The following is a 16,697-nucleotide window of genomic DNA, read 5'->3' as shown; positions in this document are numbered from 1 at the left end:
GACTGCTGGGAATTCGCCCTGCTCTCCGCCGCCCCTTCAGGCCGCCGTCTTTTTCTTCAGGCCCGCCGCATAGCGCATGATTTCCTGCTCGGAGATCTCGTCGCCTTCGAGCACGCCGACAATTCGTCCCTCGCGCATGACGGCGATCCGCGTGCACAGCCCGATCACCTCGGGCATTTCCGAAGAGACCACGATGATCGAATGGCCGTCGCGCGCCAGCGCCGAGATGAAATGATAGATCTGCTGCTTGGTGCCGACATCGATGCCGCGAGTGGGTTCATCGATGATGATGATCTGCGGCTCGGTTTCCATGACCTTCGCCAGAAGCAGCTTCTGCTGATTGCCACCGGACATGCGGCCGGCAACGATATTGCCGTCACGCACCCGAATGTCGAAGCGGCGGCGAGCACGCGTCAGTGCATTCGCCTCGCTGGAGGCGCTGAGATAACCGAACTTGCCGTGCCGATCGAGCGATTGCAGCGTCAGGTTGACCGCCATGCCCGAGTTCAGCAACAGACCCTTGGATTTGCGGTCCTTCGTCATATAGGCAAGGCCGGCCCCAATGGCTGCATGCACGTCATGCGGGGGCACCGTCTGGTCGTTGGCGACGACTTCGCCGGATATGCGCGAGCGCAGGCCGACGATCGCCTCCATCAGCTCGGTGCGGCCCGAGCCGATCATGCCGGAGAAGCCCAAGATCTCGCCCTTGCGCAACTCGAAACTCGCATCACGGACATAGCCGGTGGAGACAGAATTGACGCTCAGCACCACCTTTTCGTCGACATCGGGCTCGTTCTTGGCCGGATAGAGGCTGGAAAGCTCCCGCCCGACCATCAGCTGGGCGATCGATTCGCCATCGAGCAGCGAGGTCGGCGATGTCTTCACCCATTGACCATCGCGCAACACCGTGACGCGATCGGTCAGCTCCATGACCTCGTCGAGCTTGTGGGAGACGAAGACGAAACTCGTTCCCTGGTCACGCAGCTTGCGCACCTGCTTGAACAGGAAATTGGTTTCCTCGCGCGACAGAACCGCAGTCGGCTCATCCATGAAGACGATGCGCGCATCGCGGCTGATTGCCTTGGCGATCTCCACCATCTGTTTGTCGGCGACGGAAAGCGTGCTGATAGGCGCATTCTCATCGACATGCGAACCGAGCAGATCGAGCACGCGCCGCGTCTCCGCTCGCATATGCTTGCGATCGAGCACGCCGAAACGCGTGACTTCGCGGCCGAGAAACAGGCTTTCGGTGACGGTCAGATGGTCGGCAAGATTGAATTCTTGATGGATGATGACGATGCCGAGCGCTTCCGCAGCGCCGTTCGGCGGCAGCTTGACCGACTTACCATCAAGGAGGATTTCGCCCGAGGTCGGCTGCTCGAAACCGGAAAGGACCTTGACGAGGGTCGACTTGCCGGCGCCATTCTCGCCCATGAGAGCGTGGATCTCGCCAGCGCGAAGATCAAAGTTGACGCTGAACAGCACCTGCACGCCGTTGAAGGACTTGGATATCCCTCTCGCAGACAGCACGACAGTACCGTCGACGGCTTCCGAACTCATTGAATCCTCCCTGCGGTCCCACCCGCTTTCCATGGTGTGTAAACCTTTACATAACCTGTGTAAAGGTTTACATCATTGGATATCGTACAAATTTTCGTCGTCACCTTTGACCTCCACGTAAGTCTGTGTAGTCTCCAGCGCAGACGAGACCCCAAGGCAGAGCGCAGTGTCGAATTCCACGCCCGCAACTATCGAAGACGTCGCCCGAATTGCCAATGTTTCGATAGCAACGGTTTCGCGGGCAATCCATACACCGGAGAAAGTCGCCAATTCGACGCGGCTGAAAGTCAATCAGGCTATCGCCGTCACCGGTTATACCACCAATGCCATGGCGCGCAGCCTGAGGCTCGGTCGCTCCAATATGATCCTCGTCGTCGCCCCCGATATCGGCGATCCCAACTTCTCCAATATTCTCATCGGCCTGGAGAATGAGGCGCGCTCGCACGGCTACGGCATCCTCATCGGCCACACGCAGAACGACGCGCAGCGCGGGCTGGAATATCTGAAGTTCCTGAATTCCAACCAGGCGGCTGGCCTGATCCTCTTCACCGGCATCCTGCCCTTCGGGCATCAGACGATGACGGCGCGGCTGCCGCCGAGCGTTGGCGTGTTCGAGCCGGTTTTCAATGGCGGCATTCCCTATGTCGGCGTCGATGATATCGCCGGCGCCCGCAAGGCCGTCGACCTCTTGATCGCCGAAGGCCATCGCAAGATCGCCTTCATCGGCGATTCCCGCACCCGCCTCGCCTATAGCCGCCGGCGCATGGGCTATGAGGCCGGCCTGGATGTGGCCGGCATCGGTCACGACGTTCGCATCGTCCTGGACGGCGACGGTACCATCGAGAGCGGGCGGCTTGCCGTCGAACAGCTCTTCATGCGCGACACGCTGCCGACAGCCTTCATGTGCGTCAACGACCAGACCGCGATCGGCGTGATGATCGGGCTGAAGACGCGCGGCTACGACATCCCCGAGGATTTCTCCGTGACCGGCTTCGACGACGTGCCGCAAGCTGTCTTCATGACGCCGTCGCTGACGACGATCCGGCAGCCGCGCACCGCCATCGGAAAGCATGCGATGGCGCTCCTGCTCGAACTGCTGTCGGATGGCGAGCCGCCCGAGACGGAGATCCTGCTCCGGCCTGATCTCGTGGTGCGAAATTCGGTTTCGGCACCATCGCGCACGCGGCGATAGGCGGATGCCGCGATGACGCTCGGCAGGATCACTCTCTATGTCCGCGATGTCGAAGCGACGATCAGCTTTTACGAGAAGCATTTCGGGTTCAAGCCGCATCGGGAGGATGGCGATCGGATCGTCGAACTGCTGGCACAGGACGGCGGCGCTAATCTGATGATCCATGCGGCCGGTAAGGCGCAGAAAATGGGTCAGGTGCTGGTGAAACTGGTCTTCGACGTCGAGCATGTCGAAGCTTTCCGCACGAAATGCGCCGAAGAGGGACTGGAATTCGGCCCCATACATCAAGCCGATGGCTATGTCTTCGCCAACGCCAAGGACCCATCAGGGAATTCCATATCCATTTCCAGCCGCGCCTTCAGGCTGAAGTCGGGAGGCGATGGAGCACCGCCTCCCGAACCTGTCGATCAAACGTAGCGATTGACGACGTTTTCCAGCAGTTCCTGCTTCCCAGACTTCGGCTGCGGGTTGACGTCCTTCGTCTCGACCCACTGGGCGATCTGATCGAGCGAATATTCGCCGCGCAGCAGCTTCTGGCCTTCGGCGGAATCCCAGCCGGCGTAACGGTCGGCGAGCGGCTTGGAGAGCGCCTTGTCCTCGATCATCTTGGCGGCAGCCTTCAGGCCGCGAGCGCAGCAATCCATGCCGCCGATGTGGCCGATGAGCAGATCTTCCGGATCGAGCGACTGACGGCGCAGCTTGGCGTCGAAGTTCGTGCCGCCCGACTTGAAGCCGCCGCCTGCCAGAACCTGGTAATAGGCCAGCGTCATTTCCGGAACGTTGTTCGGGAACTGGTCGGTGTCCCAACCGGACTGGTAGTCGTTGCGGTTCATGTCGATCGAACCGAAGATGCCGAGCGCATTGGCAAGCGCCAGTTCATGCTCGAAGGAATGGCCGGCAAGGATCGCATGGCCCTGCTCGATATTGACCTTCACTTCATTCTCAAGGCCGTTCTTTTTCAGGAAGCCGTAAACCGTGGCAACGTCGTAGTCATACTGATGCTTGGTCGGCTCCTGCGGCTTCGGCTCGATCAGGATCGTGCCCTTGAAACCGATCTTGTGCTTGTATTCGACGACGAGATTGAGGAAGCGGCCCATCTGGTCCAGCTCACGCTTCAGGTCGGTGTTGAGCAGCGTCTCATAGCCTTCGCGGCCGCCCCAAAGCACGTAGTTCTCGCCGCCGAGCTTGTGGGTAGCGTCCATGCAGGTCTTCACGGTCGCAGCCGAGAAGGCGAAGACGTCCGGATCGGGATTGGTCGCAGCGCCCGACATGAAGCGGCGGTTGGAGAAGAGGTTTGCCGTGCCCCAGAGCAGCTTGACGCCCGTTTCGGCCTGCTTCTGCGCGAAGTAGTCGACGATCTCGTTGAGGTTCTTGGTGTTCTCGGCAAAATTCTTGCCTTCCGGACGCACGTCGGCGTCGTGGAAGCAGTAGTAGGGCGTGCCAAGCAAGGTGAAGAATTCGAAAGCGACGTCGGCCTTCAGCTTGGCGGCTTCCATCGTCTCGTTGAACCACGGACGAAGGAAGGTCTGACCACCGAAGGGATCCCCGCCCGGCCAGGTGAAGGTGTGCCAGTAGGCAACCGCAAAGCGCAGATGGTCCTCCATGCGCTTGCCGGCAACGACTTCATCCTTGTTGTAATAGCGGAAGGCGAGCGGATTGGTGCTGTCCGGGCCTTCGTATTTTATCTTGCTGATGTCACCAAAAAATCCGGTGCTCATATTTTGTCTCCTTGGGTTGGTATTTCGGTATTGCTTGTCTTTTTCATGCGGCGCTGCCCCTCACCCTAGCCCTCTCCCCGCTTGCAGGGAGAGGGGACGACCTCTGTATCCCAGCCAAGTAAAGCGTTAGGGACGGGCAGCCGTTGCCGCCTTCTCCTTCTCCCCGTCAGAACGGGGAGAAGGTGCCCGCCCTTCGACAAGCTCAGGAGGGCGGATGAGGGGCTCTCACGCACGCTGTTTCAATGCGCTGAAAGCGGCTTGATCGCGGGATAAACCGCCCGATAGCGCTTGTAGGCATCCGCATAGGCTTCCGTCAGCGACGCCACGGGATCGATCGTGCCGGCCGTCTGTGGCGGGGTGCAGACCGCGACCGGGTCGGCGCCGGTGGCGGCAATCAGGCCGAGGCGAGCAGCGCCGAAGGCCGCGCCGAAATCGCCGTCCGCCGGCAGGTCGACAGGCACGCCGAGCGCGGTGGCAATGGAGGCCAGCCAATAGCGGGAGCGCGAGCCGCCGCCGATGGCCGTCACGCGCGCAATGTCCGTGCCGGCGGAGCGCAGCGCTTCCAGATTGTCGCGGATGGCGAAGGACACACCTTCGAGCACGGCCTGCGTCAGCACGGCACGGCCGCTTTCATGGCCGAGACCGATGAAGGCGCCGCGGATCGTCGCGTCATTATGCGGCGTGCGCTCGCCGGAGAGATAGGGAAGGAAGGTGACGCTCGTCGGCGCCTTCAGCGTGTCGCCAAGCTCGGTGGTGAGCTCGGCGGCCGACTTGCCCGTCACATGCGAATGCCAGTTGAGCGCATCGGTCGCCGACAGGATGACGCCCATCTGGTGCCAGGTGTTGGGCAGCGCGTGGCAGAAGGCATGGACAGCGCTTTCCGGCTTCGGCAGGTAGGAGCCGTTGGCCGCAAAGAGCACGCCCGACGTCCCGAGAGAAACGAAGGCGGCGCCGTGGCTGACCGTGCCCATGCCGCAGGCCGAGGCCGCATTGTCCCCTGCCCCGCCGGCAACGACGGCATCGCCGGCAATACCCCATTTCGAGGCCAGCTCGCCGCGCAGCTTGCCGGCAACTTCGGTGCCTTCGACCAGCGTCGGCATCTGCCTTTCATCGAGATTGGTCGCGGCCAGCAGCTCCGACGACCATTTGCGCTTGCCTGTATCGAGCCAGGAGGTGCCGGCGGAGTCAGACATTTCCGACATGTGCTCGCCCGTCAGCCACAGACGCAGATAGTCCTTCGGCAACAGCACCCAGCGCACTTTGGCGAAGACATCCGGCTCGTTCTTGGCAACCCATGCAAGCTTCGGCGCCGTGAAGCCGGGGAAGACGATGTTGCCGGTCAGAGCACGAAAGCGCGGATCGGCGTCAAGCGCGGCAGCCTCATGATAGCTGCGCGTGTCGTTCCAGAGGATGCAGGGGCGCAGCACCTTGTCGTCGGCGTCGAGCAGCGTCGCGCCATGCATCTGGCCGGACAGGCCGATGCCGCGAACCGATGCCAGCTCCTTGGGATGCGCGGCCTTCAATCCCGCAATGGCTTCCTCGGTCGCGCGAACCCAGTGTGCCGGGTCCTGCTCGGACCAGCCTGGATGCGGGCGCGAGACATCGAGGTCGCCATGGGCGGAACCGATGATCTTCTGATTGCCGTCGATCAGCATCGCTTTGACGCCAGACGTTCCGAGATCGAGACCCAAATACATTAAATGTTACTCCCTATGCTCTGCAGCCTGAACGCTCAGGGCAGATTGTCCTTCAAGAAAATGTCGAGACGGATGCGCTCCTGGTCGGCGATGACGGCCTGACCGTCCGCGGTTGCCTTCATGACGCGGATGGCGCTGCGCACCTCATGACCGGCATCCTGATTGAGGACGGCATCGATCGTGCCATCCAGCAGCGCTGCCCGCGTATGCTGCGTCAACTCATGTACGACTACGGTCAGTTCACGCTCGGGCCGGGTGGCCTTCAGAGCCGCGATCAGGCCGCGGTTACCGGCACCGAGGCTGTAGATGCCGGCGATATCTTTGTTGTCCGACAGAGCCTTGGAGACGAGCGCTTTCGTCCGCTCCGGATCGTCACGTCCTTCCAGCACTGGCAACAGCCGCAGCTTGGGAAACTCCTCCGCCATCACGGCCGAAAAACCCTGCAGGCGCTCGCGATGGTCGCGTACCAGCATGGAACCGGCAAGAACGGTGAGATCGCCCTCGCGGCCACCGAGGAACCGCCCGAGCAGCCGGGCAGCCGTACGGCCAGCGGCGATGTTGTCGATGCCGGCATAGTGATGCCGGTTGGAATCGGTAAGATCCGACACCAGCGTGACGACCGGAATGCGCTCGGAAACAAGCCGGTCGACCGCGGCCCGCACCTCCGGCGCGTCGGTCGCCACCAGGGCGACGCCGGCAATATTCTGCCCCTGCAATGCGTCCAGTGCTGACACCAGGGCGAGGACATCGAAGGCCGGCACTTCGACGATGCGGATATCCGTGCGTTCCATGCCCGCGCGCAAGGTCGCCTGATGCACCTCGGAACGCAGCCCGTGCATGAAGGAATTGTCGCCGGTCGGCACAATGAAAACGAGGGGGTAGACACGGCCCTTGGCCAGATTGGCGGCGGCGACATCGCGGATATAGCCGATCTGGCGGATGGCGGCCTCCACCTTCTCCCGCGTCACCAGCCGCACGCCTGGCCGCTGGTTCAATACCCGGTCCACGGTGGCAAGGCTGACGCCCGCAGCGGCGGCAATATCGTGCACGGTCGGTCTCATCGGTTCCTCCTGACGAAAACCTTACTGCGATTTCTGATGTACGTAAATCAGAAATTTTCAGACGCATACTTTTCCGGCCATGACAGCAAATAAAAAAGGCCCCTCACGAGGAGGGGCCATGCCTTGGGAGCATTCTTTAAGAACCGGGTCAGTGGCCTCCGCCACCGCCTCCGCCACCGGGCACGTTCGGCTTGCTCAGCATCAGGACGCCAAGGATCATTGCGAGGAACAGCACGGTCAGCATCAGGAAGATATCGCTGAAGGACATGACGATCGCCTGCTGCGTCGCCATGTTGACCATCTGTTTCAGCGCCGCCTGCTCGCCATCCAGACCGGCCGCATTGAAGTTGGCGGCCATGTTGTTCAGCTGGGTGACGGCAGCATGGCTTCCCCAATGAATATGGTCGCGCAGGCTGAAATAGTGCTGGTCCTGCCGGTTCGTCAGCAGCGTGTTGATGATCGCAAGGCCAACGGCGCCGCCGAGGTTACGGGTCAGGTTGAACAGGCCTGACGCCCCGCGCATGCGGGCTGGCGGCATGGTTCCGAGCGCAATGTTGTTGATCGGCACCATGCAGAGCATCAGGCCAAAGCCGCGCAGAATCTGCGGAATCAGCAGCTCCCAGAAGTCCCAGTCCACCGTCAGATGCATCATGATGTAGGTACCGGCCGAGAAGCTGGTGAAACCGATGATCATGAGAATGCGCAGATCGACCTTGCTCGACAGGAAGCCGGCCAGCGGCGCGGTGAAGAACATGGTGAGACCTGAAACGAACATCGTCTCGCCGATCTGCAGCGAATCGTAACCCCGAATACGCGCGAGATAGAGCGGATAGATATAGGTCAGACCATAGAGACCGATGCCCATGACGAAGGAGAACATCGAACCGAAGGAGAAGTTCTTGTTCGTGAACGCCTTCAGATCGACCACCGGGAATTCCACCGTGAAGGCTCGGTAAAAGAAGATGACCGCACCGATGGCGGACGCGATGGCGCCGGCGACGATGTAATTATCGTTGAACCAGTCGTTCGTATTGCCTTCCTCGAGCACATATTCCAGCGCGCCGAGGAAAACGCCCATCGAAAGTAGGCCCCACCAGTCGAACTTCTTGAACAGTGACAGTTCGGGCTTGTCGAAATCGATGAAGTTCCAGGTGACGATCGCAACGATGATCCCAGGCGGGATATTGACGAGGAACAGCCAGTGCCAGGAGAAGGCATTGGAAAGGTAGCCGCCCACCGTCGGACCAATGGTCGGCGCCAGCGTCGCGATCAGGCCGATGATCGGCGAGACGACGTTGCGCTTCGATGGCGGGAAGATGGTGAATGCCGCCGCAAACACCGAGGGGATCATGCCACCGCCGATGAAGCCCTGCAGGGCGCGGTAGATGATCATCTGGTCGATGTTCGTTGCGGTCGCAGCAAGCGCGCTCGCTGCGGTAAAACCGGCGGCCGAAATCGCGAACAGGTAGCGCGTGGAAATGATGCGCGCCAGCGTTCCCGACAGCGGGATCATGATGACTTCGGCGATCAGATAGGCCGTCTGGACCCAGCCGATTTCATCCGAGCCCGCGCTGAGGCCGGCCTGGATTTCGCTGAGCGACGCCGAGACGATCTGAATGTCGAGGATCGACATGAACATGCCGAGCACCATCGCCAGAAAGGCGATGAGTTTTTTCGTCTCTATATGATCCGACGCTGGCGCGGCGGGCCCGGCCGCGCGTGGAGGCGACCCGGCTGTAGTGCTGGCGGACGACATGGTTCGTCTCTCCCGAGCTTGATCGCTTACTTGTCCGGCGCCGTGCGGGTATCGACGTCGACGACGACGCTGAGGCCTGCGCGCAGACGACCGGAATTGAGCGCATCCTGCGGCAGTGCGATGCGGACAGGCACGCGCTGGATGATCTTGGTGAAGTTACCCGTCGCGTTTTCCGGCGGCAGCAGCGAGAAGACCGAACCGGATGCCGGCGAGATCGACTCGACGGTGCCGACGATCGGATGGTCGCTATAGGCATCGACGTGGATATTGACCTTGGAACCGGGAACCAGATGCTGGATCTGCGTTTCCTTGAAATTCGCGTCGATATAGAGCTGGCGGATCGGCACGATCGCCATCAGCTTCTGGCCGGGGGAGACAAGGTCTCCTTCCTGTACCGAACGATTGCCGACGATACCGTCATAGGGCGCCTTCAAAACGGTGAAGGACAGGTCGCGGGCAGCCTTGTCACGAGCGGCCTCAAGGCCCTTGATCGTGCTTTCGGCCTGCCGGCGCTGCGCCTGCAACAGGTTGATGTTGGCCTGCGCGGATGCGATGGCGGCGTCGCCGCCGACCAGATTGGCCTTGGCCTGATCAAGCGCGATATTGGCGCTATCCAAAGCGGCCGTGGTGCCGACCGACTTCGATTGCAGTTCGGCAGCGCGCGTCTGGGTGATCTGGGCGCCGCGGACCGTGGCTTCCAGGGCAACCTTCTGCGCCTGCGACTGGGCAAGGGCTGCCTGGCCGGCAGCGATCTGTGCATCAATGGTATGGAGTGAAAGCTGTTCGGTATCGAGCGAGGCCTGAGCCTGTCCCAATGCCAGCTTGTAGTCGCCGTCATCCAGCGTCGCGAGCACGTCGCCCGCCTTCACCTGCTGGTTGGCAACGACGTCTACCTTGGCGACATAGCCTGTCACCTTCGGCTGAATGGTCGCGATATCGCCGCCGATATAGGCGTCGTCGGTGGAGACCATGAAGCGGCCGTTCGTCCACCAGTCATAGCCATACCAGCCGCCGGCTGCGAGAGCCGCGACGATGATGATCGGAAAAGCCAGGCTGCGCCGCTTCTTTTCCGGCGGCGGTGGGGCCGCGGGGGCCGGAGCGGCAGGCGCAGCCTGGGCGGGGGCCGGGTTGCTGCGCGTCTCGGCAACAGGGGCATCCGCAGGCGCACCAGCGTCCTGGGCTTCTGCCTCTGCATCAGCATCCACGATGCGCGCTACATTGTTTCCATGACTTGACGACATTATCCCTACCACCGAAAATCTGGGCAAAATAATCGAACCGAACGGTTCGGTTCAATTGACATAGAGCCTTTTTCATTCCATATCAAGAGATATCGAACTGAGCGGTTCGATTTAATTGGCGAATCTGTTTAAGAATCAGAAAAAGTGATCGAATGGATCGAATGAAGGAGACGATGAAACACGAACCGCAAAATGCCGCCATATTGAACGCGCCCGCGCCAGGCTCCGGTGGACGTTGGGCAGCTGGCGAAGATCCGGTCAAGCGCCACCAGATTCTCGAAGGCGCCAAGCGCGTCTTTATGAAAATGGGGTTCGACGCGGCGAGCATGAATGATGTGACGCGTGAAGCCGGCGTCTCCAAGGGCACCCTCTACGTCTATTTCGCCAACAAGGAAGACTTGTTTGCCGCCATGATGGAGAGCGAGCGCACCTATTTCGTCAATCTGGTACGCACGGCGCTTTCCGACGAAGCGGATGTTACGACGTCCCTTTATGATTTCGGCATGGTGTTTGTGACGCATGTCACCTCGAACAAGACCATCAACGCCATGCGCACGGTCATCGGCGTGCGCGAGCGTATGCCGTCGCTCTGTCAACGTTTCTTCACCGGCCCGGAAAACCTGCGTACGGTGCTGCGCGGTTTCCTTGAGCGCCAGGTCGCGGCCGGCCACCTCAAGATCGACGATTTCGACATGGCCGCCCGCCATTTTCTCGAAATGGCCAGCGGCGGCTATTTCAAGCTGCGGCTGTTCGGCGATATGGACGAGCCTCCCTCGAAGGAAGAGATCGATTATGTCGTTCGCGGTGCCGTGCGCGTCTTCCTGGCCGGTTACGGCCCCGATCGCAAGGATTAGCACGCGCGACCTTCCTCTTTCGCCTGTAAGCGCGTAGCGATCCAACTCCGCAATAGCGATCAAGCATCGCGGCTGCCGGGAGCCTATGAGTAATCCGGCAACCAGGGGAGTGAACAATGAGCGCGATCGGACGAGCCATATGGTTTATCGAAAGCCATTTTGCATCCGACGTCTCGCTCGATGAGATCGCCGAGACGGCCGGGCTGTCGCGCTATCATCTGTCACGCGTCTTCGGCATGACGACAGGCCACTCGATCAGTGGCTATATCAGGAGCCGCCGCCTCAGCGGAGCCGCTCTCGCACTGACCGACAGCTCCTCCTCCATTCTCCAGGTTGCCCTCGATGCCGGCTACGGCTCGCACGAGGCTTTCACCCGTGCCTTCCGCGAGCAATTCGGCGTGACGCCGGAAGGCCTGCGCAAGCAAGGGCACGTTCGCAACCTCGCTCTACAGGAGCCGATCAGAATGGACGACACCCGCCTTCCCAAACTCGACGCACCGCGCTTCGAAACCCACCCCGCAATGCTGCTTGCCGGCCTTGCGGAAACCTATGCCTATGAGGCGACACAGGCGATCCCCTCGCTCTGGCAGAAATTCAACCAGCATTTCGGCCATATTCCCGGCCAGGTCGGCAACGTCGCCTATGGCGTCTGCACCCAGGCGGAGGAAGGCAGTGAAGGCTTTCGCTACATGTCAGCAGCCGAAATTTCCGCCACGGACGACCTGCCCGAAGGTTTCGTAACAACGAAACTGCCGCAGCAGCGCTACGCGATCTTCACGCATCGCGGCCATATCTCCGGCATCTCGGCCACCGTGCATCAGATCTTTGGTGAATGGCTGCCGCAATCGGGTCATCAACACGCCGGCACGCCCGACATGCTGGAGCGTTACGACGACCGTTTCGATCCGCGCACCGGCATGGGCGTGACAGAAATCTGGCTGCCCCTGAAAGCCTGAACAAGCATCCGCCGCCATGAAAATGGCGGCGCCGCTTGTACAACCAACGGCACTCCTTACATTACGGCCATTCTGGAGAGGCCGGGGCTGGGGGTCAGCATCGGCGAATGCTGACAAAAAGGGGAAAGTCGTCAATGGATATTATGGGGTTGGTACAGGACCCGGGCGCGTGGGTGGCGCTCGTAACGCTCGTTGTCATGGAGGTCGTCCTCGGCATCGACAACCTCATCTTCATCTCGATCCTGACCAACAAGCTGCCGCCGGAGCACCGCGAGAGGGCCCGCAAGATCGGCATCGGCCTCGCCCTCGTCATGCGTCTCGCCCTGCTTGGAACCGTCGCCTGGATCGTTCAGCTCACCCAGCCCGTTTTCGAACTGTTCGGCCACGGCTTCTCCTGGAAGGACATGATCCTGATTGCCGGCGGCCTCTTCCTCGTCTGGAAGGCGACCAAGGAAATCCATCACAATGTCGATCCGCAGGAACAAGGCGAGGATTTCATTGCCAAGTCGACGACATCGACCTTTGCCGCGGCCATCGGCCAGATCCTTTTGCTCGACCTGGTCTTCTCGGTCGACAGCATCATCACCGCCGTCGGCATGACGCCGCACCTGCCGATCATGTTCGTCGCGGTCATCGCAGCCGTCACGGTCATGCTGGTTGCCGCCAATCCGCTCGCCAATTTCATCGAGAAGAACCCAAGCATCGTCATGCTGGCGCTCGCCTTCCTGCTGATGATCGGCACGACGCTGATCGCCGAAGGCATGGGCGTACACGTGCCCAAGGGCTATATCTACGCCGCCATGGCCTTCTCCGCCCTCGTGGAGGTACTCAACATGATGGCGCGCAACCGCCGGAAAAAGGCATCCGGCGGCCATTGATAACGAGATTCGCGCCCCGAAACGGGCGCGGCGTCCTCAATCCTGGACGTGCACGTCGACCCACTCGCCGACATCGCCGCGTCCGTAGATATCGACCTTGATCCAGACGTTGCCGCGAACGATGTAGTTCCCGGCATCGTCGGCGATATTGCCGTTTGCCAGCATCGCTTCGAGCTTCGCTCGGTTTGACGGCAAGGAGAAGAAACTGTCACCCTGGTCGCCGCGGTCGCGGCGGCGATAGGCGTGATAATTGGCACGATCCTGGCGGATGATCTGCCAGGGCAGCGTCAGGCGCTCGCCCTTGGAATTATAGAGATCGTCATTGCCGATATAGGCGCGGTATGACTCGAGCAGTTTCGCGGAACTGTCGCGGGTTATGGTTGACTGGGCCGCGGCAGCATCGACCATCGAAACCGCCAATAACAAGCTCAAAATCAATTTCTTCATAGTATCCTCGCGGTGAACGATTGAAGACCTATTTCGCCACTGCCGCGAAAATTGCAAATCAAATTCGGCAAGCGTAAGGCTTTTCTCCCGAAACGCTTACGAAGGGTAAAGACGTCTCGCGAATTTGAGAGGCCGGCCCTTTTCGACGCAGCACGGCGCGCCTGGCGTCCCGACCAGCGCTTGCGGCGCAGTTTCCCTTGACGCCATCCCTTGAATATGGCCTAAGGCCAACCATACGGAAAACGCTGATAGAAGCGGCAAGACGCCCTTTTCCGGCCGGTTTCCTGATCCAGATAGACATTTTCGGCTGGACGGCGCTTGTCCTGAGCGCGGCCCGGCCTTTTATGACGGGCAAACAAGATGACCACTTCAGGCGTTCGCGTCCGCATCGCACCCTCCCCCACCGGCGAGCCACATGTCGGCACCGCTTACATCGCGCTGTTCAACTATCTCTTCGCCAAGAAACACGGCGGCGAGTTCATCTTGCGCATCGAGGATACCGACGCGACCCGCTCCACCCCGGAATTCGAGACCAAGGTTCTCGATGCGCTGAAATGGTGCGGCCTCAAATGGTCCGAAGGTCCCGATGTCGGCGGCCCCTACGGCCCCTATCGCCAGAGCGACCGCAAGGACCTTTACAAGCCCTATGTCGAGCAGATCGTCTCGGCTGGTCACGGCTTTCGCTGCTTCTGCACGCCGGAGCGCCTGGAAAAGATGCGCGAAGCGCAGCGCGCCGCTGGCCTGCCGCCGAAGTATGACGGCCACTGTTTGAACCTCTCGGCCGAGGAAGTCACCACGCGCGTCGCTGCCGGCGAGCCGCATGTCGTGCGCATGAAGATCCCGACCGAAGGCTCCTGCAAATTCCATGACGGCGTCTATGGCGACGTGGAAATCCCGTGGGATGCCGTCGACATGCAGGTCCTCCTGAAAGCGGATGGCATGCCGACCTATCACATGGCCAACGTCGTCGACGACCATCTGATGAAGATCACCCACGTCGCGCGCGGCGAGGAATGGCTGGCTTCGGTGCCGAAGCACATCCTGATCTATCAGTATCTCGGCTGGGAGCCGCCGGTGTTCATGCACCTGTCGCTGATGCGCAATGCCGACAAGTCGAAACTGTCGAAGCGCAAGAACCCGACCTCGATCTCCTATTATACGGCACTCGGCTACATCCCCGAGGCGCTGATGAACTTCCTCGGCCTGTTCTTCATCCAGATCGCCGAAGGCGAAGAGCTCCTGACGATGGATGAGCTTGCCGCAAAGTTCGACCCGGAAAATCTCTCCAAGGCCGGCGCGATCTTCGACATTCAGAAGCTCGACTGGCTGAACGGCCGCTGGATCCGCGAGAAGCTCTCGGAAGAAGAGTTCCAGCACCGCGTTCTGACCTGGGCCATGGAAAACAGCCGCCTGCAGGAAGGCCTGAAGCTGTCGCAGTCGCGCATCACCAAGCTTGGTGAGCTGCCCGATCTCGCCGGCTTCCTGTTCAAGTCCGACCTCAACCTCGATCCCCAGGCCTTCGCCAAGATCAAGTCGACGCCTGAAGAGTTGCTGGAAATCCTGAACACCGTGCAGCCGGACCTCGAGAAGATCCTCGAATGGAATGTCGAGACGATCGAAGCCGAGCTGCGCGCCATCGCCGACCGCATGGGCAAGAAGCTGAAGGTCATCGTCGCCCCGCTTTTCGTTGCCGTATCGGGCTCCTCGCGCTCCCTCCCGCTTTTCGATAGCATGGCGATCCTCGGCCGCTCCGTCGTCCGTCAGCGGCTGAAACTAGCCGCGCAGACCGTTGCGACCCTCGTCGGCCCGAAGAATTGAACCGGACTTAAAAATCATGAACGAGAAGACCGAAACATCCGCCCTCTCCTCCGACGCGACGGAAGTCCGCCGCCAGAAACTGGCGCTGCTGCGCGAACAGATCGGCGAAGTCTATCCCGCGCATTTCCACCGGACGATGACCAATGCCGAGCTGGCCGCGAAATACGAAGGCCTGGAGCCGGACACCGAAACCACGGACGTCGTCACCGTCGCCGGCCGCGTCTATTCCTCGCGCAACTCAGGCATGTTCATGGACATCCATGACGCCTCGGCCAAGATCCAGATCTTCAGCCACAAGGACGTGACCTCGGAAGAGGCCCGCTCCCTGCTGCCGATGATCGATATCGGGGACATCATCGGCGTGACAGGCGTCGTGCGCCGCACCAAGCGCGGTGAACTGACGATCAATGCCCAGCAGATCACCATGCTGACCAAGTCGCTGCTGCCGATGCCGGAAAAGTGGCACGGCCTGTCCGATATCGAGCTGCGCTACCGCAAGCGCCACCTCGACATCATGACCAACGAGGAATCGAAGCTCCGCTTCCAGCAGCGCAGCCGTATCGTCTCGGGCATCCGCCGCTTCATGGAAAATGACGGCTTCATGGAAGTCGAGACGCCGATGCTGCATTCGGTCTATGGCGGCGCCACCGCTGAACCGTTCAAGACGCACCACAACACGCTGAAGCTCGACATGTACCTGCGAATTGCGCCGGAACTGTTCCTGAAGCGCACGCTGGTCTCCGGTCTCACCGACAAGGTGTTCGAGATCAACCGCAACTTCCGCAACGAAGGCGTCTCCACCCGGCACAATCCCGAATTCACCATGATGGAGTGTTATTGGGCTTATGCCGACTACGAGGACATCATGGACCTCGTCGAGCGTCTGTTCTCGACGCTCGCCATGTCGATCCACGGCAGCACGGAATTCGCTTTCGGCGACAAGCAGATCTCCTTCAAGGGTCCGTTCCGTCGCGTGCCGATGCCTGACGCCGTCAAGGAAGCGACCGGCATCGATTTCCTCGCGATCAAGACCGATGAGGAAGCCCGCGCAGCCTCCAAGGCCGCCGGCTTTGCCGTCGAGAAGGACGCGACCTGGGGCGAATGCCTTGCCTTCATCTTCGAAGAGAAGGTCGAGGGCACGCTGATCCAGCCGGCGCACGTCACGCATTTCCCGAAGGACATCTCGCCCTTCGCCAAGGAAGTGCCGGGCGAGCCGCGCCTCGTCGAGCGCTTCGAGACCTATTGCAACGCCTGGGAACTCGGCAACGCCTTTTCGGAACTCAACGATCCGGAAGAGCAGCGCGCCCGTATGGTCGAGCAGCTCGAGCAGGCGCATGCGCGCGGCGAAAAGCAGAAGGAACTCGACGAGGAATTCCTCGACGCGATCGACCAGGGCATGCCGCCGGCAGGCGGTCTCGGCATCGGTGTGGACCGCCTCATCATGCTCCTGACCAACTCGCCGTCGATCCGCGACATCATTCTCTTCCCGGCACGCCGCAACAAGGCAGACTGAGACCGG

At 60.9% G+C, this 16,697-nt stretch carries 14 protein-coding genes; 7 read left to right on the top strand and 7 right to left on the bottom strand.

Features of this window, described 5'->3' with window-relative positions; translation table 11 throughout:
* Window positions 1-36: 36 nt before the first annotated feature.
* Window positions 37-1,560 (bottom strand): sugar ABC transporter ATP-binding protein, encoded by a 1,524-nt coding sequence (locus BJ928_RS10820; RefSeq protein ID WP_047628949.1) that lies wholly within the window; start codon window positions 1,558-1,560, stop codon window positions 37-39.
* A 166-nt stretch (window positions 1,561-1,726) separates the two neighbouring features.
* On the opposite strand from BJ928_RS10820, the gene BJ928_RS10815 reads away from it, so the two are divergent.
* Both BJ928_RS10815 and BJ928_RS10810 read left to right on the top strand, forming a co-directional pair.
* Complete coding sequence (locus tag BJ928_RS10815; protein WP_047628948.1) at window positions 1,727-2,752, top strand: LacI family DNA-binding transcriptional regulator; 1,026 nt, start codon at window positions 1,727-1,729, stop codon at window positions 2,750-2,752.
* Window positions 2,753-2,764: 12 nt separating this feature from the next.
* Window positions 2,765-3,169, top strand: a complete 405-nt coding sequence (locus BJ928_RS10810; protein ID WP_047628947.1) for a VOC family protein — start codon at window positions 2,765-2,767, stop codon at window positions 3,167-3,169.
* Here the strand turns inward: BJ928_RS10810 and xylA are convergent.
* The 5 genes from xylA to BJ928_RS10785 form a co-directional block, all read right to left on the bottom strand.
* Window positions 3,160-4,470, bottom strand: a complete 1,311-nt coding sequence (gene xylA, locus BJ928_RS10805) for a xylose isomerase (RefSeq protein WP_047628946.1) — start codon at window positions 4,468-4,470, stop codon at window positions 3,160-3,162. The genes BJ928_RS10810 and xylA overlap by 10 nt on opposite strands.
* Before the next feature lie 239 nt (window positions 4,471-4,709).
* The gene (xylB, locus tag BJ928_RS10800) at window positions 4,710-6,167 is read right to left on the bottom strand and encodes a xylulokinase (protein WP_047628945.1); all 1,458 of its coding nucleotides are present in this window, start codon (window positions 6,165-6,167) and stop codon (window positions 4,710-4,712) included.
* Window positions 6,168-6,202: 35 nt separating this feature from the next.
* Window positions 6,203-7,228: a LacI family DNA-binding transcriptional regulator gene (locus tag BJ928_RS10795; protein WP_047628944.1), complete on the bottom strand. Its 1,026-nt coding sequence runs from the start codon at window positions 7,226-7,228 to the stop codon at window positions 6,203-6,205.
* A 148-nt stretch (window positions 7,229-7,376) separates the two neighbouring features.
* Window positions 7,377-8,984, bottom strand: coding sequence for a DHA2 family efflux MFS transporter permease subunit (locus tag BJ928_RS10790; RefSeq protein ID WP_047628943.1), 1,608 nt, complete (start codon window positions 8,982-8,984; stop codon window positions 7,377-7,379).
* A 26-nt stretch (window positions 8,985-9,010) separates the two neighbouring features.
* A complete protein-coding gene (locus BJ928_RS10785; protein WP_047628942.1) occupies window positions 9,011-10,225 on the bottom strand; it encodes an HlyD family secretion protein in 1,215 nt (404 codons plus the stop codon).
* Between the two features lie 173 nt (window positions 10,226-10,398).
* Here BJ928_RS10785 and BJ928_RS10780 point away from each other — a divergent pair, with 173 nt between their 5' ends.
* The 3 genes from BJ928_RS10780 (at window position 10,399) to BJ928_RS10770 (ending at window position 12,913) form a co-directional block, all read left to right on the top strand.
* The gene (locus BJ928_RS10780) at window positions 10,399-11,079 is read left to right on the top strand and encodes a TetR/AcrR family transcriptional regulator (RefSeq protein WP_047629491.1); all 681 of its coding nucleotides are present in this window, start codon (window positions 10,399-10,401) and stop codon (window positions 11,077-11,079) included.
* Between the two features lie 116 nt (window positions 11,080-11,195).
* Window positions 11,196-12,035, top strand: coding sequence for a GyrI-like domain-containing protein (locus BJ928_RS10775; protein ID WP_047628941.1), 840 nt, complete (start codon window positions 11,196-11,198; stop codon window positions 12,033-12,035).
* Window positions 12,036-12,169: 134 nt separating this feature from the next.
* On the top strand, window positions 12,170-12,913 hold the full coding sequence (locus BJ928_RS10770) for a TerC family protein (protein WP_047628940.1): 744 nt from the start codon (window positions 12,170-12,172) through the stop codon (window positions 12,911-12,913).
* Between the two features lie 36 nt (window positions 12,914-12,949).
* On the opposite strand, the gene BJ928_RS10765 is transcribed toward BJ928_RS10770, so the two are convergent.
* Window positions 12,950-13,360: a hypothetical protein gene (locus BJ928_RS10765; RefSeq protein ID WP_047628939.1), complete on the bottom strand. Its 411-nt coding sequence runs from the start codon at window positions 13,358-13,360 to the stop codon at window positions 12,950-12,952.
* Window positions 13,361-13,720: 360 nt separating this feature from the next.
* Here BJ928_RS10765 and gltX point away from each other — a divergent pair, with 360 nt between their 5' ends.
* Both gltX and lysS read left to right on the top strand, forming a co-directional pair.
* Window positions 13,721-15,178: a glutamate--tRNA ligase gene (gene gltX, locus BJ928_RS10760; RefSeq protein WP_047628938.1), complete on the top strand. Its 1,458-nt coding sequence runs from the start codon at window positions 13,721-13,723 to the stop codon at window positions 15,176-15,178.
* A 16-nt stretch (window positions 15,179-15,194) separates the two neighbouring features.
* A complete protein-coding gene (lysS, locus tag BJ928_RS10755) occupies window positions 15,195-16,691 on the top strand; it encodes a lysine--tRNA ligase (protein WP_047628937.1) in 1,497 nt (498 codons plus the stop codon).
* Window positions 16,692-16,697: the final 6 nt, after the last annotated feature.

The organism is Rhizobium sp. WW_1, from assembly GCF_003610155.1.
Classification (GTDB): Bacteria; Pseudomonadota; Alphaproteobacteria; order Rhizobiales; family Rhizobiaceae; genus Rhizobium; species Rhizobium tropici_A.
The sequence above is the reverse complement of the archived record's forward strand: the minus strand, read 5'-3'. Positions and strand labels throughout refer to the sequence as shown.